This window comes from Trinickia caryophylli (genome assembly GCF_034424545.1).
In the GTDB taxonomy this organism is placed as follows: Bacteria; Pseudomonadota; Gammaproteobacteria; order Burkholderiales; family Burkholderiaceae; genus Trinickia; species Trinickia caryophylli.
The window spans coordinates 1,874,385-1,892,652 of sequence record NZ_CP139970.1; the positions used below are offsets into that span (position 1 = coordinate 1,874,385).

15 protein-coding genes are annotated in these 18,268 nt (G+C 68.3%); 1 reads left to right on the forward strand and 14 read right to left on the reverse strand.

The features are described 5' to 3' along the window. The first annotated feature begins 221 nt into the window (after positions 1-221). Positions 222-3,608 carry a hypothetical protein gene (locus U0034_RS08520; RefSeq protein WP_085228674.1) on the forward strand — a complete coding sequence of 1,129 codons (3,387 nt, stop codon included), beginning with the start codon at positions 222-224 and terminating at the stop codon, positions 3,606-3,608. Positions 3,609-3,636: 28 nt separating this feature from the next. On the opposite strand, the gene U0034_RS08525 is transcribed toward U0034_RS08520, so the two are convergent. From U0034_RS08525 to U0034_RS08590, 14 genes are all read right to left on the reverse strand, one after another. After that, positions 3,637-4,668, reverse strand: a complete 1,032-nt coding sequence (locus U0034_RS08525; protein ID WP_085228673.1) for an EscU/YscU/HrcU family type III secretion system export apparatus switch protein — start codon at positions 4,666-4,668, stop codon at positions 3,637-3,639. Positions 4,669-4,671: 3 nt separating this feature from the next. Beyond that, complete coding sequence (gene sctT / locus U0034_RS08530) at positions 4,672-5,475, reverse strand: type III secretion system export apparatus subunit SctT (RefSeq protein WP_085228672.1); 804 nt, start codon at positions 5,473-5,475, stop codon at positions 4,672-4,674. Next, positions 5,469-6,065: a hypothetical protein gene (locus U0034_RS08535; RefSeq protein ID WP_085228671.1), complete on the reverse strand. Its 597-nt coding sequence runs from the start codon at positions 6,063-6,065 to the stop codon at positions 5,469-5,471. Before U0034_RS08535 ends, sctT begins: the two co-directional genes overlap by 7 nt. Beyond that, complete coding sequence (sctN, locus tag U0034_RS08540) at positions 6,058-7,440, reverse strand: type III secretion system ATPase SctN (protein WP_085228670.1); 1,383 nt, start codon at positions 7,438-7,440, stop codon at positions 6,058-6,060. The genes U0034_RS08535 and sctN overlap by 8 nt, the downstream gene beginning before the upstream one ends. Next, positions 7,437-8,066, reverse strand: coding sequence for a type III secretion system stator protein SctL (sctL, locus tag U0034_RS08545; RefSeq protein ID WP_085228669.1), 630 nt, complete (start codon positions 8,064-8,066; stop codon positions 7,437-7,439). The genes sctN and sctL overlap by 4 nt, the downstream gene beginning before the upstream one ends. Next, positions 8,048-8,743, reverse strand: coding sequence for a SctK family type III secretion system sorting platform protein (locus tag U0034_RS08550; RefSeq protein WP_085228668.1), 696 nt, complete (start codon positions 8,741-8,743; stop codon positions 8,048-8,050). The genes sctL and U0034_RS08550 overlap by 19 nt, the downstream gene beginning before the upstream one ends. Before the next feature lie 31 nt (positions 8,744-8,774). After that, complete coding sequence (gene sctJ, locus U0034_RS08555; protein WP_233211864.1) at positions 8,775-9,650, reverse strand: type III secretion system inner membrane ring lipoprotein SctJ; 876 nt, start codon at positions 9,648-9,650, stop codon at positions 8,775-8,777. A 2-nt stretch (positions 9,651-9,652) separates the two neighbouring features. Beyond that, positions 9,653-10,171, reverse strand: coding sequence for a hypothetical protein (locus U0034_RS08560; protein WP_085228666.1), 519 nt, complete (start codon positions 10,169-10,171; stop codon positions 9,653-9,655). Between the two features lie 221 nt (positions 10,172-10,392). Beyond that, on the reverse strand, positions 10,393-10,593 hold the full coding sequence (locus U0034_RS08565) for a hypothetical protein (protein ID WP_233211865.1): 201 nt from the start codon (positions 10,591-10,593) through the stop codon (positions 10,393-10,395). A gap of 158 nt (positions 10,594-10,751) precedes the next feature. Next, on the reverse strand, positions 10,752-12,158 hold the full coding sequence (sctD, locus tag U0034_RS08570) for a type III secretion system inner membrane ring subunit SctD (RefSeq protein WP_085228665.1): 1,407 nt from the start codon (positions 12,156-12,158) through the stop codon (positions 10,752-10,754). After that, the gene (gene sctC / locus U0034_RS08575) at positions 12,142-14,277 is read right to left on the reverse strand and encodes a type III secretion system outer membrane ring subunit SctC (RefSeq protein ID WP_085228664.1); all 2,136 of its coding nucleotides are present in this window, start codon (positions 14,275-14,277) and stop codon (positions 12,142-12,144) included. The genes sctD and sctC overlap by 17 nt, the downstream gene beginning before the upstream one ends. Then, positions 14,277-14,555 carry a type III secretion system export apparatus subunit SctS gene (gene sctS / locus U0034_RS08580; protein WP_085228663.1) on the reverse strand — a complete coding sequence of 93 codons (279 nt, stop codon included), beginning with the start codon at positions 14,553-14,555 and terminating at the stop codon, positions 14,277-14,279. The genes sctC and sctS overlap by 1 nt, the downstream gene beginning before the upstream one ends. Beyond that, the gene (gene sctV, locus U0034_RS08585) at positions 14,552-16,759 is read right to left on the reverse strand and encodes a type III secretion system export apparatus subunit SctV (protein ID WP_085228662.1); all 2,208 of its coding nucleotides are present in this window, start codon (positions 16,757-16,759) and stop codon (positions 14,552-14,554) included. The genes sctS and sctV overlap by 4 nt, the downstream gene beginning before the upstream one ends. A gap of 398 nt (positions 16,760-17,157) precedes the next feature. Beyond that, positions 17,158-18,045: an autoinducer binding domain-containing protein gene (locus U0034_RS08590; protein ID WP_085228661.1), complete on the reverse strand. Its 888-nt coding sequence runs from the start codon at positions 18,043-18,045 to the stop codon at positions 17,158-17,160. Positions 18,046-18,268 lie beyond the last annotated feature (223 nt).

An 18,268-nucleotide genomic window follows, 5' to 3' on the forward strand; every position in this document is an offset into this window, starting at 1 on the left:
CGGTCCGGCCGGACCAAGCCGGACCGGCGTGCCGAAGCCCGGCCCGCCGGTTCGCGCGGGTCTGCGCAATTTCGCCGCCCTGACGAATCATCGCGCGCCGCACGGCTAGCATCGGGAGCCCTGTCCATCTCCGAAGCGGTGCCCGGCGCGTTCCTCCGACCGGAGCAGCCTGAGCCGTTGCATTGCGCATCGGATCGATGTAGCGCCGCGCCCCCTTCGCCATGAAACTCCCGTCACTACCGGGGCTGTCCGCCAGCACGTGCGCGGCAAATGCCGCCGAGCCCCCGGCCCGCGCGTTGGGCGAAGGCGAGCGCCCCGGCAACCACGCGCGGGAACGGCCTGCGACGAAGCCGCGCAACGGGTTGCTCGAAGGCTTCAGGCGTCTCGTGCGGCCCGCCGCCATCAGCGTGACCATAGCCCCCGGCTATACGCGCACGACCATCGATCCGCTGCCGCCGAGCACGCTGCCCGAGGGAAAGCCATCGCCCGGGGGCCATCGCCGAGCCGCTGCGGCCAGTGCCCAGACAGGCATCGGGCGATGGATCGCGAAGCGCACGCAGGCGCTGCCCTACAAACTGCACCCGCCCTCGGCGCCGGCTCCGCCGCCACGCGCCGCGGAAGCACCCGATGCCGAACAAGCCATGCTCAGCGAATCCGCTTTCGTGGCGACCGTCGCCAAGCTGTTCCCCGATGGGCTCGAGGCGCCTTCGGCTGCGTCCTCCGCGGTTACCGAACTCGCCGCGGGATTCGCGCACGCGGCCGACGCGCGCCCCACCGAAGCACCACCCGCCCACTATGCCGGGGTGCTGCAATGCGCACGCGCGCTCGCCGCGGCCACGCAGGGCGACGCGGCACGGGCCGTGCGCGCCTTGCGTCATCTGCAGCACCATGCATTGCTCGGCTTCCTCGGCAATGGCGACCGGCGTACCGGCACGCCCCGCGCCCATGACGCCGCCGCCGTGGACAGCGCAGCCGAGCGCGACGCGTGGCATGCCGCTCGAATTCTGAGTCATACGACGGTGGGCTTCGATGCGCTCGTGGCTTTGCGCGACGACGAGACGCTTTCGTCCGCCACCGTCGACGGCGCCATGAAGCGCGAAAGCTTGCGCACGTTCCTGCAGGCCGCCGACCATCTCGCCGCGCACGTTCGCGAGGAGGCCGCCGCGCACCGCGGAGCGTCCGTACCGCGAGAAGCTTCCGCCCCCGCGAGCGCCGCTTGCCCCGACGATGCGGCCTCGCCGAGCGACACGTCCGGGCCCCGCGGCGCCGCGATGTCCGATAGCCCCGATAGCTCCGATAGCCCCGAGGCTGCGTGGCACGAAGCGCTCCGGCGCCTTGCGGTGGGCCACGCCGGGCCGGATTCGCGCGACACGATGGCATTGAACGCGCTGGCGTGCGCGGCGAAAGTCTATGCGGCGCCGCATGCGAGCGCTCAAGCCATCGGCGACGGCGCGCAGCTTGCGGCCTACGTGGCCTGGCGCAGCGGCTACCGCGAGTCAGGCGCCGGCTCGGCTCTCGCGCGCACGCAATCGCGCATCGCGAAATTCCTGACCTGGGTTGCACGCTCGGAACGGCGGGCCACGCACCGGCGCCACGCTTTCGACCCGCGCCGCGCGCTCGGCCAACGCAAGTCGCCGTTGACCGCGATGACCTACAACGCGGCCGGCGCCAATCTCGGTCTCGTGAGCCGCGAGGCGCAATCGTTGCGCGATGCCGTCGATACCGCGCTCGCCGGCGTGCTCGACCACCTCCAGGCATGCCGGCAGCGCGGCCACCTCTCGCCCGAGCAGCGGGGCGTGCTGCTGCTGCGCGAGCAGTATCTGAAGCGGTGGCGCGCCAGCGTCGGAGAACTCCGAAACCCGACCCGCCTGAAGCTCTCGCACCGGGATCGCGACACGATCGCAACGGCGGTTCGCGTACTGGCTCCGCGCGCGGGCCTGCAAGCGCATGCCGTTCTGGCGGCGCGCATGGTCTCCGATCTGAAACACCTGGACCTGCGCACGCTCGAGGCGTGGTTGCACGAGGCCGGCATGCCCGGTCCGAGGCCCGACGAAGCCGGCGATGCGCTGCCCGCCATCCGCCTGGCGGCCGCGATCGCACGCGGTCGGCCGATCAAGCCGGCCGATACCACACACAGCGCTTTTCGCGAGGCCCTGCGCGACATCGTCGCGAAGACGCCGCTCGGCAACAACGTGCGGTACTTCGACGGCGGCACCTGGGGCCTCAACGTGAACACGTCGCTGAACATGCGCGATTTCACCGTGCACAAGGCCGGCCTCGGCGTGTCGCTCGGCCCCGGCATCAAAGCACTGCAGGGACGGCACGCCTTCCTCGAAATCGGCTCGTCCTCTTACGGCGGCGAGATCTTCATGGGTACCGATACGCGCTATTCGACCGGCGCCGCGATCGGTCTGTTCGGCGGCGCGGCCGTGGGTGTACACGGCCTGCATTTCGCCTTCGGCGCCGGCGGCGGCGTGGCCTATTCGCATGACCGCAGCGCGCCGTCCGGCGTCATCGTGCGCACGCGCTTGCGACGCGACGAAGGCGGCAAGGTCACCGACTCCTGGCGCACGCATGCCAGCGCCGTCATCGATTTTCTCTATGAACAAGGCGCACTGGCCGCAAGCGCGCGGCGCCCGTCTGCCGAGACGCTCTGGGAACGGTTCAGCGAACGCTTTTTCCGCGAGCCCGATATCTCCGTCAACTGGCGCGAGCAGCGGCGCAGCAGCCACACCGTCTCCGAAAACGCCGGGATCATGGCGCGTCTCGCGCTGAGCGGCCTGCGCATCGGCCCCGCCCTCAACGCCACGCGCGATACGCTGCTCGCGGGCAAGAACGAGCGCATCGACGCCAATGGCTGGCTGCGCGGCGTCGAGCGCACCCGCACGCGCTCGCGCGCACTGACGGGCTCGGCCGCGCTCGTCGGCGCGGTCGCGAGCGCGGGCCACTTCTCGGGCCATGCGGGGTACCCGGAGTCGGTCAGCATCCCGAGCGTGCCGATCGTTGGCGCGATGTCCACATTCGCCCCCCATGGCGCGAGCGTCGTGCTGCGAATCGTCGACGAGCATGGGCGCCTGAACGCGAAATACATCCGCAGCCTCGTCGAATTCGTCGATCCGCGCGCGTTCGCCGCGCATGTCGAACGGCGCCGCGGGCAGATCGCGCGCACCGATGGCAGCAACGCCCGGCTCGACGCGTTCCTGCGCGAAGTCAAGGCATGTGCGATACGCGGCAATCAGGCTTATGGCGAAAGTCTGAAAATCCGGCCCGACGTGGCCGATACGCTGAGCGCCTATGAAGCCGAGATCGAAACGCTTGCACGATGCGCGAACGGCTCGCCGCGCGGGGCCGAGCGCGACGAGATCGCGCGCCTGCGCCAGCGGATCGGAGACTTGCTCGCCGACCCGCAAAGCTGGAAGGTGTCGGGCTACTATACCTACGAGATCAATACCCGCGGCTACGCGGCGGGCCCGGCCATGATCGTGCAGGCCACGGCGGCCACCTCCACGGCCGGCGAGCGCGTGCTGGCCGAACTCGCCGTGAGCGAGCTCGAGGCGCTCGACGATCCGGTGGGCGCCGCGCATGGCGACGCCGACGGCGTGCATTGACGCGCCAGCCGCGCGTGGCGCATTCCGCTCAGGCAGCGCCCCTCGCCCACTTGAGCAGCCTCGCGACCTCCTCGAAGTGACGCTGCTCGATCGTCCCGTTTTCCGGGGTGGACTCGTAGAGCGCCTGCGCGAGGCCGATATTGGCCAGCGTCGGCCGCAGCTCCACCTGCGCGAGCTTGACGATGCGCTCGGCCGCTTCGCCTTCGCCGCGCGCGAGCACCCACGGCAGGGTGCCGAGCCCACCGTAGTAAAGCGCCACCGCCACGCGCGGCGAATATACGACGACCGACGCATGGCCGATCTTGTCGGAGAGCGAGGCGAGTTGCAGCTCGGTCGCGATCATGCGGCGGCGCGAGCGAATGTGCGGATCCCCCTGGTCTTCCTTGTGCTCGCGGCGCACCTCTTCTATCGACATGCGCATCTTGCGGTTGTGCTCGAAGCGCTGGTGGACGATGTCGATGATCGCCATCACGATGAAGACGAGCGCGGCCCAGCCGAACAGCATCAGCAGCAGATGGGCGAGCAGAGCGAGAATCCCCGCGGGGCGCGTGAAGCCCGACTGCACGGCCGGATCGAGCGACGTATAGATGAGCCAGCCGAACACCGCGACGAGCAGCACCGTCTTCACGAGCAGCTTCACGAGGTTGACGAGGTTGCGCAGCGACCAGAGATTCTTGATCCCCTCCGCTGGATTGATGTTCGAGAGCTTCGGCACGATCCGGCTCACGGCGATCACACCGCCCACCTGCACGAAACCGGCAAGCAGCGCGACGACGAGGCCCACGCCGATGAAGCCCAGCGACGGCGTGAGCAGGGTGCGCGCGCCGCCGTCGATGAGCGAGGCGATGCGTGCGCCCGGGTCTGCCGCGCCGGCCGCTTCGAACACGAGTAGAAAAAGGGCCTGCAGGTGCCCGAAGATCTGCGCGATGCCGCCCGCGATCGCCACGCCGGCGCCGACGAACATCGCCGTCGATACGGTCTCGGCGCTTTTCGGTACGTCGCCTTTTTCGCGCGCCTCTCGCAAGCGCCGCGCGGTGGGCTGCTGTGTCTTCTCTGCCATGGCCTAATGCGCCCCGCCCATCAGCGCACGCAGCATGCCGACGAGGCCCGTATCGGGGTTGAGCTGCGCGTGCAGCGTCTGGTAGACGAGCGGCATGAAGAGCACCATCATCAGCATCGCGAGCGCGCTCTTCACGGGCTGCGAGAACGTGAAAACGTTCAGTTGCGGCACCGCGCGGCCGATGAGGCCGATGCCGGCCTCCACGAGCACGAGCACGATCACGACAGGAGCCGAGAGCTTCACCATCCAGACGAAGACGGTATCGGTCTGGCGCACCACGAACGTCGAGAGCATCGATGAGAGATTCGGCGCCATCTCGGCCACGGGCCACCACGTATAGGACTGTGCGAAGAGCTGCACGATCATCTGCAGGCCGCCCGCCGTCACGAACAGCACGATGGCCACGTAGTTCAGAAAACCCGAGGTCGGGCCGCTTTCGTGGCCGCCCATCGGATCGAAGAAGGCGGCGTTGCCGCTGCCGGTCTGAAAATCGATCAGGTAGCCGATGCCCTGGATCGCGAACAATACCGCGCCCATCGCGCCGGCGAGCAGCAGGCCGATCACCGCCTCCTTCGCCGCGAGCACGCACCAGACCAGGAACGGCAGATCGACGACCGAGGCCGGATCGATGACGGGCGCGACGAACGCCGCAATGACGACGGCCAGCCCGTTGCGCACGAGCCCCGTCACGATCTGCTCGTTGAAGACGGGCATGATCAGCATGATCGGCAAGAGCCGCGGCATGACGAAGAGCAGAGGCCGGGCGCTCGCCGCAATGTCGGCGAAACTGTGAGCCTGCTCTAGCATCGGCTGTCCGGGTGAAAGGCGGGCCATGCTTCGTGGCCGCCCTCGGCTTCGCGGGCAGCGCCGTCGGCACCGCCCGCGCCGGCCAACTCGGCGAAGCGGCGCACCGCGTGGCTGTCGGCCACTTCGTCGGCGGCACGCTCGAGCCGCGCGGCCCGTGCGCGCTGCGCCTTCTCGCCGGCTTTCTCGAGCTTGTCCTCGGCGGCCTTCGCGCGGCGCGCGGCGCGCTGCAGTTGCGCGAGTTGCGCCTCGTGGCTGTCATGGCGCTGGCTGGCCTCGGTAACCGAGCGCGTGGCCGTGCCGATGCGCATGTTCACCGTGCGCGTATCGGCGGCCGCTTCCTGCAGCGCACGCGCCGAATTCGCGGCGTCGGCTCCGGACCCGCCAGCCGCGGCGAGCCGCTGCTGGATCGCCGCCTTGATCTGCGCCTGCGCGTTCAGGTGCGCGACAGCCTGATCGAGCGCACGGCGGCTTTGAGCGGCAATGCTTTGCTGGCGCGCGGCCGCCACGCGCGCGATCTGAGCGCGCATCTCGCGCACGCGGCGCAGCCGCGCGAGTGTGGCGAGCACGGCGGCGTCGTCGGCGTCAGACATGATCGTTCGCCAGGCGAATGAGACGCGCGAGCATCGCATCGAAGCCGACGTTCTCGGTCGCGGCCTGCGTGCAGAAAGCCATCAGCGGCTCGCGGGCGTGCAGTGCGAGATCGCCGAGCCGGTCGCTGCCCTCCCGGTACTCGCCGATCTGCACGAGCAGCTCGATCTCCTGGTACTTCGCGAGCAACTCTCGCAACCGGCCCGCCGCGCGCTGATGCACCGGCGACGTCACGAGCGGCATCACGCGCGAAAGGCTCGCGAGCACGTCGATGGCCGGATAGCGGTTGGCCAGCGCGATCTTGCGCGAGAGCACGATGTGGCCGTCGAGAATCGAGCGAACCTCCTCGGCGATCGGGTCCGACTCTTCGTCGCCTTCCACGAGTACCGTATAAAGCGCCGTGATCGAGCCGTTCGCGCCCTGCCCGGCACGCTCGAGCAGGCGCGGCAGCACCGCGAAGGTCGAGGGCGGAAAGCTGCGGCGCGTCGGCGGCTCGCCGCTCGCCAGCCCCACCTCGCGCTGCGCGCGCGCAAAGCGCGTGAGCGAATCGACGAGCAGCAGGACGCGCTTGCCCGCATCGCGGAAATGCTCGGCAATGGCCGTGGCCACGAGCGCCGACTTCACGCGCTCCATCGCGGGCCGGTCCGACGTGGACACGACGAGAATCGAGCGTGCGCGCACCTCGGGCGAGAGCGAATGTTCGATGAACTCGCGCACTTCGCGGCCGCGCTCGCCGACGAGCGCAATCACGTTCACATCGGCCTTCGCGCCGCGAGCAATCATGCCGAGCAACGTGCTCTTGCCGACGCCCGACGGCGCGAAGATACCGACGCGCTGCCCTTCGCCGAGCGTCATCAGCGAATCGATCACGCGCACGCCTGTAGCGAACGGCTTGTCGATCATGCGCCGCGCGAGCGGATTCGGCGGCTCCTGCTGCGTCGATACCCAGGCCGTCGCCTGCACGGGGCCGCGCTCGTCGAGCGGCTGGCCGAGCCCGTCGAGCACGCGGCCGAAGAGCGCCTCGCCAACGGGAAAGACGTGCTCGCGCCCCGAGGGGACGACCGTCGTCTCGGGCGAGAGTCCGGCGACATCGCCTAGCGGCGTGAGCAGCGTCGTCTGGCGCGAGAAGCCGACGACTTCCGCGAGCAACGTGGGCCGGTTCGGCGTGCGCAGCTCGCAGATCTCGCCGAGCCGCGCGCGAATGCCCGTGGCGTTCAGGATCTGTCCGACCGCATGGTTCACGCGCCCTTGCACCGACACCGGCGAAAAGAACGCGAGGCCCGCGTCGAGATCGCCGACGAGCCGCCCGCTGTCGAGCGAGGCGGATTCGCCGAAGCGCTCGTCGTCGCCGGCCGGCGCTGCGCCGAATGCGCTCATCGCGGCGCCCCCGGCAAGTGCTCGCGTCGAATGGCCTGGCGCAACGCGTCGATCTGCAGATCGAGGCTCGCGTCGATGCGGCCCGACGGCGTTTCGACCGTGCAGGCATGCGCGCTCAGTTGCGCATCCTCGACGATCTGGATCTTCTGTGCGCGCGCGGGGCCTGCAAAGGCGGCGGCGAGCGCCTCCTGCATCTCTTCCTTTCGGCCCGGCGCGACATGCACGACGAGAAACGGCTCGTCGCGCACGAGCGGCACGATCCGCGCGAGCGCCGCTTCGTAGAGCCGCTGCGGATGCATCTCGCCGACTATCGTGCGCACGGCCTTCACGACGATCTCGGCCATCGACTCCTTCATCGACTCCATCGTCTTGGCCGCCAGCAGCGCCTGACTGTAGGTGCGCGCCGCGTACTCTTTCTGCGCGCGGCGCAGCCCTTCCTCGTAGCCCGCGGCCTGGCGCGCCTCGAACTCCGCCTGAGCGGCGGCGACGATGCGCTCCGCCTCCTCGCGCGCGGTCGCGATGACGGCGGAGGCATCGAGCAGCGTCGCGTACTCGCGCTCCTTGAGCACCTTGCGCTCGGACAGCAGCTGCAGGTTGTCGCTCGTGATCAGAAAAGCCAGTCCCATACCGCAAACCTCTCGGGAATCAGAAACAGGAACAGCAGCTCGCCGAGCTGGTCGCGCTGCGAGCGGTTGAGCAGATACGGCGCCGCCTCGTCGATCGCGCGGTTGAACTTGAGCGGCACGCGCCGCTCGACAGGCGTTCCCGCGGCCGCCATGAAATCGGCAAGCAGCCGCCCGCCGCGCGCGCGAATCACGGCCGGCAGCGCCGCCGGCTCACCGCGCCACGGCTCGAGCGTATCGCCGAGCGCGCTGAACGCGGGCGCCCGCTCGAGCGTCAGTTCCAGCGCGTCGGCGCCGACTTTCGCCGTGACCTCGGCGCGAATGCGCCGCACCGGCAGCGCCTCCACGAGCCACGCGCGATGCAGCAGCAGCCCCGCGTAGGTGGCGAGCTGCTCGAGTGCGGCGCCGGGCAGCAACGCGAGGCGCGCGAGCGGCGTGGCCACGTCGAAGTCGGCCAGGTCCGCCACCCCGTGGCGCTCGAGCAGGTGGCGCGCGATCACGCGGCGCCCGGCCTCGCCGAAGCGCGACAGTTGCCGGTACGCCCCGGGCCAGTCCTCGGGCAGGCGCGTGACGTGCAGGTACGCATCAGGCCGCAAGTTGAACTCGCAGACCATCCGGTAGAACGGCACGCGCCGCGGCGGCGCGGGCGGCTCGAGCGGCTCCGTCCACGGCAGGCTCATGGCGCGGCACTCATGCGGCACTCCCGCAGCATCAGGCGCCGTCGCGCGCGCTGTCGGCCACGCGCATCGCGCGCGAACCCGACGAGGCCGCCCCACCGCGGCCGTTGCCGAAGAGCCCGGCGAGCCGGGCGCCGAACATGCCGCGACGAGCGGCGGAGAGCGCGATGACCGCGAGCGTCATCAGCAGCAGGGCCGCAACGAGCCAGCCGAGCGGCGAGCGCAACCGCAGCGCGTCGACGAGCGCATCGCCGATCGCATTGGCCTGCACGGGCTTGGCCGTGGTCGGCTGCAGGAACAGCGAGACGTTGTCATACTGCAGCCCCTCGATGCTGTGGGTGACGAGATCCTTGACCATCGGCGCCATCGCGCGCAGATCGACGCCGGGCTTGTAGCGAATGTAGACGGCCGCCGAAGACGGCTTGATCTTGTCCGCGAGCGGGTCGTTCTCGGGAATCACGACCTGCACGCGCGCGACCACCACGCCTTCGATCGACTGCAGCGTGCGCGTGAGCTCCTGCGAGAGGCCGTAAAGGTAGCGCATGCGCTCTTCGGCCGGCGTCGAGACGAGCCCTTGCTTCTGAAAGAGTTCGCCAATGCTTGCGTAGTGCGGATGCGGCAGCCCGTTCGCGCGCAGCACGGTCAGCGCCGGCTGCAGATCGTTCTCGGCGACTTCGACCTGCCACGCGGCGCGATCGGAAGCGTCGCGCGCGTCGTTGTCCTTCGAGGCCGCGATGCCGGCCTCGCCGAGCACGCTGATCATCTCGTTCGCCTCGGCTTCGGTCAGGCCCGAGTACAGCTCTTTCTGGCAGCCCGCCAGCAGCACGAGCGCACCCGCGAGCAGCACGCGCGCAAGCACGCGCCGGCCGCGCCGCGCGCCGTCCCGGCCGGGCAATGAAAATGAGCTCACCGTCATTCCTGGTTCTTGAGGATCGAATGGGTGAGCCCGTTCGTCGCCTGCGCGACGGCGAGGCTCAGCTGGTACTCCGAAATCGTCGTCGTGGCGCTCCACTGGAAGTCCATGGCCTGCGCCATGGCCATCATCGGGTCGTTCGCGTTCTGCCCCATCGACTGCAGCATCTCCACCTGATGGGCCTGCAGCTTCGAGTAGCGCGTATCGAGCTCGCTCGTGTAGCCGCGCAGCCGCTCGGCGAGCGACGACGGCGCGAACTGCGGCTTCATCTGCACTTCCATGGCGCCGGGCTGATACGCGACGACTGGTGCGGCCTGCGTGGCCTGGGCGGTTTGCGCGACTTGCGCGGGTGCCTGCTGCGCACTGCCGCTCGCCTGCGCCGCCTGCCCCGGCGGCGACTGCATCAGGCCGTCGAACTGCCGGACCTGCGCCTCGTTGTGCGCGCCCGCCGGCGCACCCTGCGCGGCCTGCGCGAGCGTGGCCGCCACGGCGGGCGGCGCGGTGCCGGAAACGTTCATGTCTGTTCTCCTTGCCGATCTGGTTTTCAGGGCTGGCTCGCGCCGGTCGCTGGCGCGCGAACATGCCCTAAGGCGAACGCCACCCCGGAGTCCGCGCCTGCGCGCTTACTCCGATCGTCATCGCAACCGCATCGGATGCCGGCGGACGCAAGACGCCGAAGCGCTTGCACCCGCCGGGCACCGGCACGCTCGCGACGAACCGGGGCGGACAGCCGCCGCCGTCAGGCGCGGCCGGCGGAGCCGATATGCTCCGCAGCCTGCGAAGCCGCCGTGCCGGCAGCCTGCGTGACCGCACCGGTCGTCTGAAACGTGCTCGTCGAACTCTGGACCTGGAATTGGATCTCGGTCAGCTTCGTCTGAGCCTCGATCAATTGGTTGGCCTGGTTCTGAACTCCACTGGTATCGGTGACGTTACCGCTCATCGCTCGCTCCTTTACGTTGACAAACATCTCGGCGACGCAGCCCCATGCCGCTACCGCCATGGCTTACCGCTGCGCGCGGGCGGCCCCCATGGCCGCTCTCGCGCCTCGGCTGCGCGGCGCGTGCTCTCACGCGCGCCGCAAAACGATTCTCCGCGCCGTCACGGCGCGTGCCCTTGCGACGCACCGGACGGCACCGGTCCGAGCACCGGCGCCGAGGCGCCGCCCGCCGTGCCACCCGCATGTACCGCGCCCGCTCCGTCGGTCGATGCCGATGCGCCGACGGCAGCCGCCGACGCCGGCACCGGCACCGGCATGGCGACACCCGTTGCCGCGCCGCGCGCGACGGTGCCCGGCGTTGCCGCATCGGCGGCGGCCGTGGCCGTGCGATTGCCGCCCAGCGGCATCACGATGCGCCGGCCGTCGTTCTGAAACACGACCTGATCGCTGTCGATCGAGACGACGGTCGGGCCTTCCTTCATCTTCGAGCCTTCGAAATAGCGGCTGCCGTCGGCCGTTTCGACATAGCGATCGTCGTCGCTCACGAATACGGTGACGATCTCCGGAATGCCCGCCACACCGCCGAGCACGCCGATGCTCGCAGGCGTGTTCGGATCGCCGTAGTTCACGTGGTCCACCACCTCGAGCGCGGGCCGCGCATCCTTCGTGTAGTTGCGGATGCGATCGGCGATCTGCGCGTGCGGCGCCGTGCCGGCGAGTTCGATCCTGCCGCGCCCCAGGTACGAAATCGCGAGCGGCGTATCGCTGAAATAGGTCTGCGCCGTGGCGATCAGATCGCTGACGACGTAGACGGTGCCGAGCGCCGCGCTTTCGACGCCGGCCACGATCTGCGCGACTTTCTCGCGCTCCGCCTCGTTTTTCACGTAGCCGGTGACGACCGCGCCGTCGTCGCGCGGCGTCACCGTGAGTTCGGGGTACGGGCGCAGCGCCTGCTGCAGCCGGTGCACGCGCGAAACCGCCGATTCGTGCTGCCACGGCAGGCTGCCCGACCACGCAATGAGGCCGTAGCCGAGCGCGCCGAGCGCCACGCCGCCCCAGAGCGCCAGCAGCACGAGCATGAAGCGGCGGCTGCCGACGCGGCGCACGGCTGCCGCGAGCCACCCGAGCCACGCGGTGTCGTGTTCGGCGAGCGGCTTTTCGCTCTCGGCCGGCAGCGCGGCGGCGGCCTGCGCGTTGCGCGCGATGCCAAGACGCATCGAGCCGATCGTCAGCACGTCGCCCGGCGCCAGCGAGCGGCGTCCGGCCACGAGCGGCTCCTCGTTGAGCAGCACCGGCGCGCCACCTTCGGCGCCCGCGTTCTGCACGGTCACCGCGAGCGCGCCCACTTGCAGGCACACCTGCTTCGGGCCGATCTCGCGGTCGGGGAGGATCACCTCGCAGTCGGCCGCCGTGCCGATCCAGTTCGCACCGCGCGCGAGCGACATCGTGCGGCCGTACATCGGCCCGCTCAGAAAGCACAGATTCCAGGGCGAGGCATCGACGGCCTGGCCAGACGGCGCCGAACTCATCGACATGCCCGCGCCGCGGGAATCAAGGATTGACGCCATTTCCCTTTACTCCTTGCGCTCCTTGCGCGCCTTGCGGCGGCGGCGCGGCCGTGAGCGCACCGGACGCCGCCGCGGCCGGCTCGCCGGGCGACGGCGCGGGCGCCCCCGCCGCCGACACCGCCGAGGCAGACGACGCGGGCGCCACGGGCGGCAGCGCCGGCGGCCCGAAGCGCGTGCCCGGCAGCGGCTTCGGCGTGAGCGGCACGACCACGTCGTTGTCGGGCGCCCGGTACATCGCTAGACCGTTCGCATCGGGCTGCACGTCGCTGCCCGGATTGACCGGCGCGCCGTCCGGTGCGTACATCGACGCCGTACTCACGACGCGCGGCGTGAGCAGATAGAAGCGCTCCATGTGCTCGCCCGTCTTGTCGGTGTACTTGAAGAGATTGCCGATCAGCGGAATGTCCGAGAGCCAGGGCACCCCGCTCTTGTTGATCTGCACCTGCCGGTTGTCGAAGCCGGCAATGAGCAGGCTTCTGCCCTCGTCGATCATCGTCTTCGTGACGATGTTGCGCTGCTGGATCACCGGCACGTTCGACACCGACTGGTTCGGCACGACGTTGCCGTCCTGGATGTCGACGGACATCATCACGCTGTCGATCGGGGAGCCTGCACGCTGCACCGCGCTGTCGTCGACGATCATCGGCGTGACCTTGATGCTCGTGCCCGTCGTCACGCTGTAGAGCGAGGAATCCTGGAACCCTTGCACCTGCACGTAGAACTGCGTGAGGTTTTCCAGAATGGCCTCGGTGTTGTCGAGCGCCAGCACCTTCGGCTTCGAATGCAGTTCGGCCTTGCCGGCCTGCGCGAGCGCGTTGATGCGCGTCAGCAGGTAGTCGCGCAGCGAGCCGCCGATCGAGGCCGTGAGCGCGATGCCCGTGGGCATGAACGTGCCGGTCTGCCCCGCCTCGGTCGTGCCGATGCCGAACGTGAGCGGCGGGTTGCCCGTGCCGTTGTATTGCGTGTTGCCGTTGAGCGACGAGGCCCCGTTGCCGATCTGGATATCGCCGTGCGACGTATGCAGACGCCAGTCGATGCCGAGGCTGTCGAGCGAAGTCTCGTCGATGTCGATGATCGTCACGTTGATTTCGACGATGCGCGGGCGCACGTCGAGATCGTGGATCAGCGACTGATAGCGGTACATGTTCTCGGGAAGATCGCGTATGAGCACGGCGTTGATGGCCGGATCCGATTCGATCTGCGGCAGCGTGTTGCTGTTGTCCGCGCCGTTGAGCGAGAACGGCATGCCGCTGTCCGGCTGCTGGCCCGAGTTGCCATAGCCATTCAGGCCGGCCGAACCGCCCGCCATGTCCGGAAACTCGATGCGCGGCACCGCGATGGTCACGCCCGAGCCGAGCTTCATCTGCCGCGCGGCCGCGCCGAGCGTGGCCGTGGAAGGCGCGTAGTTCGACCGCGAGCCGGCCTTGCCGTACAGGCGCCGCAGGATCGTGGCCACGCCCGGAATGACCACCTCCTTGCCCGAGCGGTTGATGGTGAAGTCGGAGGCCCATGCGTATTTGAGGCGGAACGCCCGGACGTCGGCGAGCTGTCCGTTCGTCGACGGGTTGCCGACAGTGCCCACGGCCTGCCGCACGAGTTCGATGTAGCGGCGCGGCCCCGATACGTAGATGCTGTTGGCGCGATCGTTGATGACGAGCGAGTAGCGCTTGTCGGGAATCTGCATCGATTCGAGCGCGCGCCCGATCTCGCCCGACGAATTCGGCGGAATGGGGATCACCTCGCTGCGCGATTGATCGGCCGGATCGACGTAGAGGAACGAGCCGTCGTAGTACCAGGTGAGCCCGTAGGTCGAGCAGATCGAATCGAGCGTCTGTTCCGGCGTGCCCGAGAAACGCCCGCTGATCGTGCCGTCCACCTTGGGATCGACGATGGCCGTCACGCTTTGCGACGCGGCGAGCTCGCGAATGAAATCGGCGATCTTGCGGCCCTTGGCCACGATCGTGAACGGCCGGTTGCGCCAGCGCAGCTCGGCCGCCCGCGAGGGCAGCGAGAGCGCGGACAAGATCGACACGGACAGCAGGGCCGTGACGACGAAGGCCGTTGCGGCGGTCTGCGCACGCCTTTTGTTGAATCGGAATCGAACCGCCATTCGGCGCATCAGAAGACACCTGTCGAAGAAGTGAACAAACGCGTCAGCGCTTGCTGCGCGAAGCGCAGCACCTCGCCCCCCAGCCATCCGGACAACACCACGAGCGCGACCATCACGGCGATCAGCCGTACGGCAATGCCGATGTTCGCGTCCTGCACCTGCGTGACGGCCTGCACGATCGCGGCCGCCAACCCCGTGACCGTCGCAATGACGACGATCGGCAACGAAAGCATCAGCACGAGCACGAGCGCCTGCTGGGTGAGATCGAGGATCGAGGAACTCGTCATTGCACGGCCCCCGCCGCCGGGCCGCGCGCCGGCCGCACCTCGGCTCCCGCGCCAACCGTGCCGTCGTCGGGCGGATTCTTCACCCATCCCACCGTATGCAGTTGAACGTCTTCCTCGACCTCCTGATACGAAAGCACCGGCAGATCCGGCAGCACCGGCTGCAGAATCGACTTTGCGTAACGGCGCGCGCCGAGCGCGATCATGACGGCGAGCCGCGCGTTGCCGTGCGGCCCCGGCGCCGCGCTCGCGGCATTGACGATCGCGCGCACCTGCTCGCAGATGTCCTGCTTCACGCCGCTCGACAGCGCAAGGAAATTGCCTTGCTTCGTGCGCATGACCGCGCCTTCGATGCGCTCCTGCAGGTTCTGCTCGAAGAGCACGACGCGCAGTTGGCGCGTGGCGCCCGCATAGCGGTCGGTGATCATGCGCCGCAAATCGATGCGCACGAGTTCGACGAGCGCAACCACGTCGTCGGGTTCGTTCGGTGCCCACGTGATGAGGCTCTCGAAAATCACGCGTAAATTGCGGATCGGCACCTGCTCGGCCAGCAGGCGCCGCAGCACTTCGGTGATCCGCTGCAGCGGCACGAGGCGCGTGAGCTCGCCGACGAGTTCCGGATGCTCGCGCCGCACGAGGTGCACGAGCGCCTGCGTCTCCTGGATGCCGATGAGTTCGTCGGCGTGCTGGCGGACGATCTGCTCCACGTGTGCCGCGAGCACGGCCTCGCACGACAGGTGCCTGCTTTCGTGCGCGGCGCCCTCGGGCTTGATCCAGAGTGCCGTCGCGAACGGGCCGAACGGTTCGGCCGGCTGCCGCTCCGCCTGCTCGGGCAGCGGCGACGTGCCGTCCCACAACTGCCAGCCCGGCTTCAACGCACCTTGCGCCGCGAGCACGTCCTGCAGATAGATGCGATAGGTGCCCTCGGGAATCTTGTCGTCGTCGGTCAGCGTGATGCGCGGGAAGACCGTGCCGATATCGGCATCGACACGCGCCTTCGCCCCCGAAAGCGAGGCCTGCAACTGCGCGAGATTGATCGCGCCGCGCAAATCGGCCGAAAGCGTGACGGAGATGAGCGACGTGACACCGGCCGCATGCGTGACGCGTGCCGCTTGTCCCTCGCCCTCCGTGCCGCCCACATGGCCGGCAATATTGATGAGGTTGAAACTCGGCGCGGCCGTGCGCCGCTTCATCTGCATCAGGGCGATGCCGCCCAGTGCGAGCGCGATGAGCGCGAACGACCACTTCGGGAAGCCCGGCACGATCAGAAAGCCGGTCAGCACGAGCGCGGCGATCAGCAGGGCGCGCGGATGCGCCATCAACTGCTCGCCCAACTGCTCGCCGAGCTGACGCTGGCGCGAGTCGCGCGTGGCCACGCGCGTCGTGACGATGCCGGCCGCGATCGAGACGAGCAGCGACGGAATCTGCGACGCCATGCCGTCGCCGACGGTCAGGATTGCGTAGCGCTGCAGCGCCTCGCCGATGCTCATTTGATGCATGAGCGTACCGACGGCGATGCCGGCTACGATGTTGATGAACGCGATGACGAGGCCCGCGATGGCGTCGCCCTTGACGAACTTCATCGCGCCGTCCATCGCGCCGTGCAGTTGGGATTCCTGCTCGAGCTTTTCGCGGCGCTCGCGCGCCTCGTCGGCGCTGATGATGCCCGCGCGCAGATCGGCGTCGATGCTCATCTGCTTGCCCGGCATCGCATCGAGCGAGAACCGCGCGCCGACTTCGGCGACGCGCTCGGAGCCCTTGGCGATGACGATGAACTGCACGACGGCGATCACGAGAAACACCACGCCGCCCACGACCACGTTGTTGCCGACGACGAGCCGGCCGAACGCGTCGATGACGTGGCCGGCGTTCGCGTGCAGCAGAATCAGCTTGCACGACGCGATATTGAGCGCGAGACGGAACAGCGTCGTGAAGAGCAGCAGCGCCGGGAACGAAGAAAAGCTGACGGCGGACGGCACATAGGTGGACACCGTCAGCAGCACGACGCTGATCGCGAGGTTCAGCGAGATCATCCCGTCCAGCGCCGCTTGCGGCAGGGGCAGGATGAACAAGGAAATGACCGCGGCCACGAACGCCGCGAGCACGAGATCGGCTCGCGGCGAAGCGGACCATCGCGCGCCGGCTACGCTTGCGCCGGCGGAAAACATCCGCTGCCAGTCGCGCGGAAGCGCCTTGAGATCAGCCATTGTCGAGTACTGACTCCCTGTTGTTACGCCGACCGTCACTTCGATCGTTACTTCGATCGCTACTTCGGTCGTTACCCCGATCGTTGTCACGCGCCGGCAGGTCCGACCGGTGCGGCGCTATGCGCACGACCCCGATCTTTGCCGTGTTTTCCGGCTTCTGAACAACATACGAACGCGCGCGCCTTCACGCGACGGCTCGCCCGAAGACGGCACAGCTGCTGTCCAGCCGGGCCCCTTCGGGTATCCGAACGCGATCGAGTGTAACGGGCCGATTCAACGGATAACGGTAGTCGTCTCGTAGCTGACGAGGCGCTTTGCGGGCCCTTTCACGGGCCGTACTACGAAAGTTGCACGGGGCCGATCAAGTGCAACGTATTGCTACGAAGTGCTACAAATTGCTACTGATTCGCGAGCGCGACGGGCTCCCACGCACGCAGCCGCCGCCCCGCGAGATAGGCCAGTTGAGCACGGTTTTGGGCGTTGAACACTCGTTCGAGCCAGTGGATGTGATAGCCGACCTTGTGCAGCGAGATCTGCAGGGCGTCGGCGATACCCTGATCGGAGAAGCCCTGCACGAGCCGTTCGAGCACCGCTTCCTGCTCGTGCGCGAGTACGACCGTGCGAATGCGGCGCACGCGTGCTTCGAGAAACGGCTGTACGAAACGGTGCACGGCGAGGCTGATGGCCAGCGCCGTGCCGAAAACACGATCGTTGATCCAGTCGTGGTCGTGCGTCTCGGAGGCCAGCCCGACGCTCACGCGCAAGCCCAACTGCGGGGCCGACAACGCAAAGATCACGCCGCTTCGCATGTTGTGCGTGCGCAGCGATGCCGCGAGCGCCTGCATGCGCCGGTCATTGCAGGCGCGGGCCCGTTCCTCGATGAGCCCGAGGCCCCACGCTACTGGAAAACCCGTCTGTTGCATTTCCGCGAATCGAGGGTCGACCTCGTACCACATGTTCGAGAAATACGGTTGAATGAACGACACCGGCGCGAGGTCGCGCAGGATATGGGCGTAAAGCATGCGCTGACCGACCATTTCAAACGCGCCATAAGTCAACGTGCTGAAGCCGGCAGCACGCATGCGTTGATGGCACTCATTGAAGTTCGATAAAAACGCGTCGAATTTTCCGGATACGTCTTCCGCCTCGGTAAAAAATGGATTCAACGCGGCGTGCGCGGGCGCTTGCGCGTCCATAGCGGCAACGTCGGGCTGTTCGCGCTGTTGCGCGAGCACATCGGCCCTGGAAAACAATTCGACGATCGGTGCGCCTTCAAACGGAGTCATGGTGCTTCCTGGCTGTCATTCGATAGGACTGCGAAGAAACCCCCGTCTCGATCTGGTCTTTCTTGATTGTTTTATTGGCTGATCGACTGCAGTATTGCGGTTTTTGATATTACGATATCTTACTGTCATGCGGTTGTCGAAGCCTGCGTCGACGATGTACAAAGATTCGAAGAAGCGCGGTTTCTCCCCGAACCGGCTTGCGAACGAGACAAGAAGTATTGGT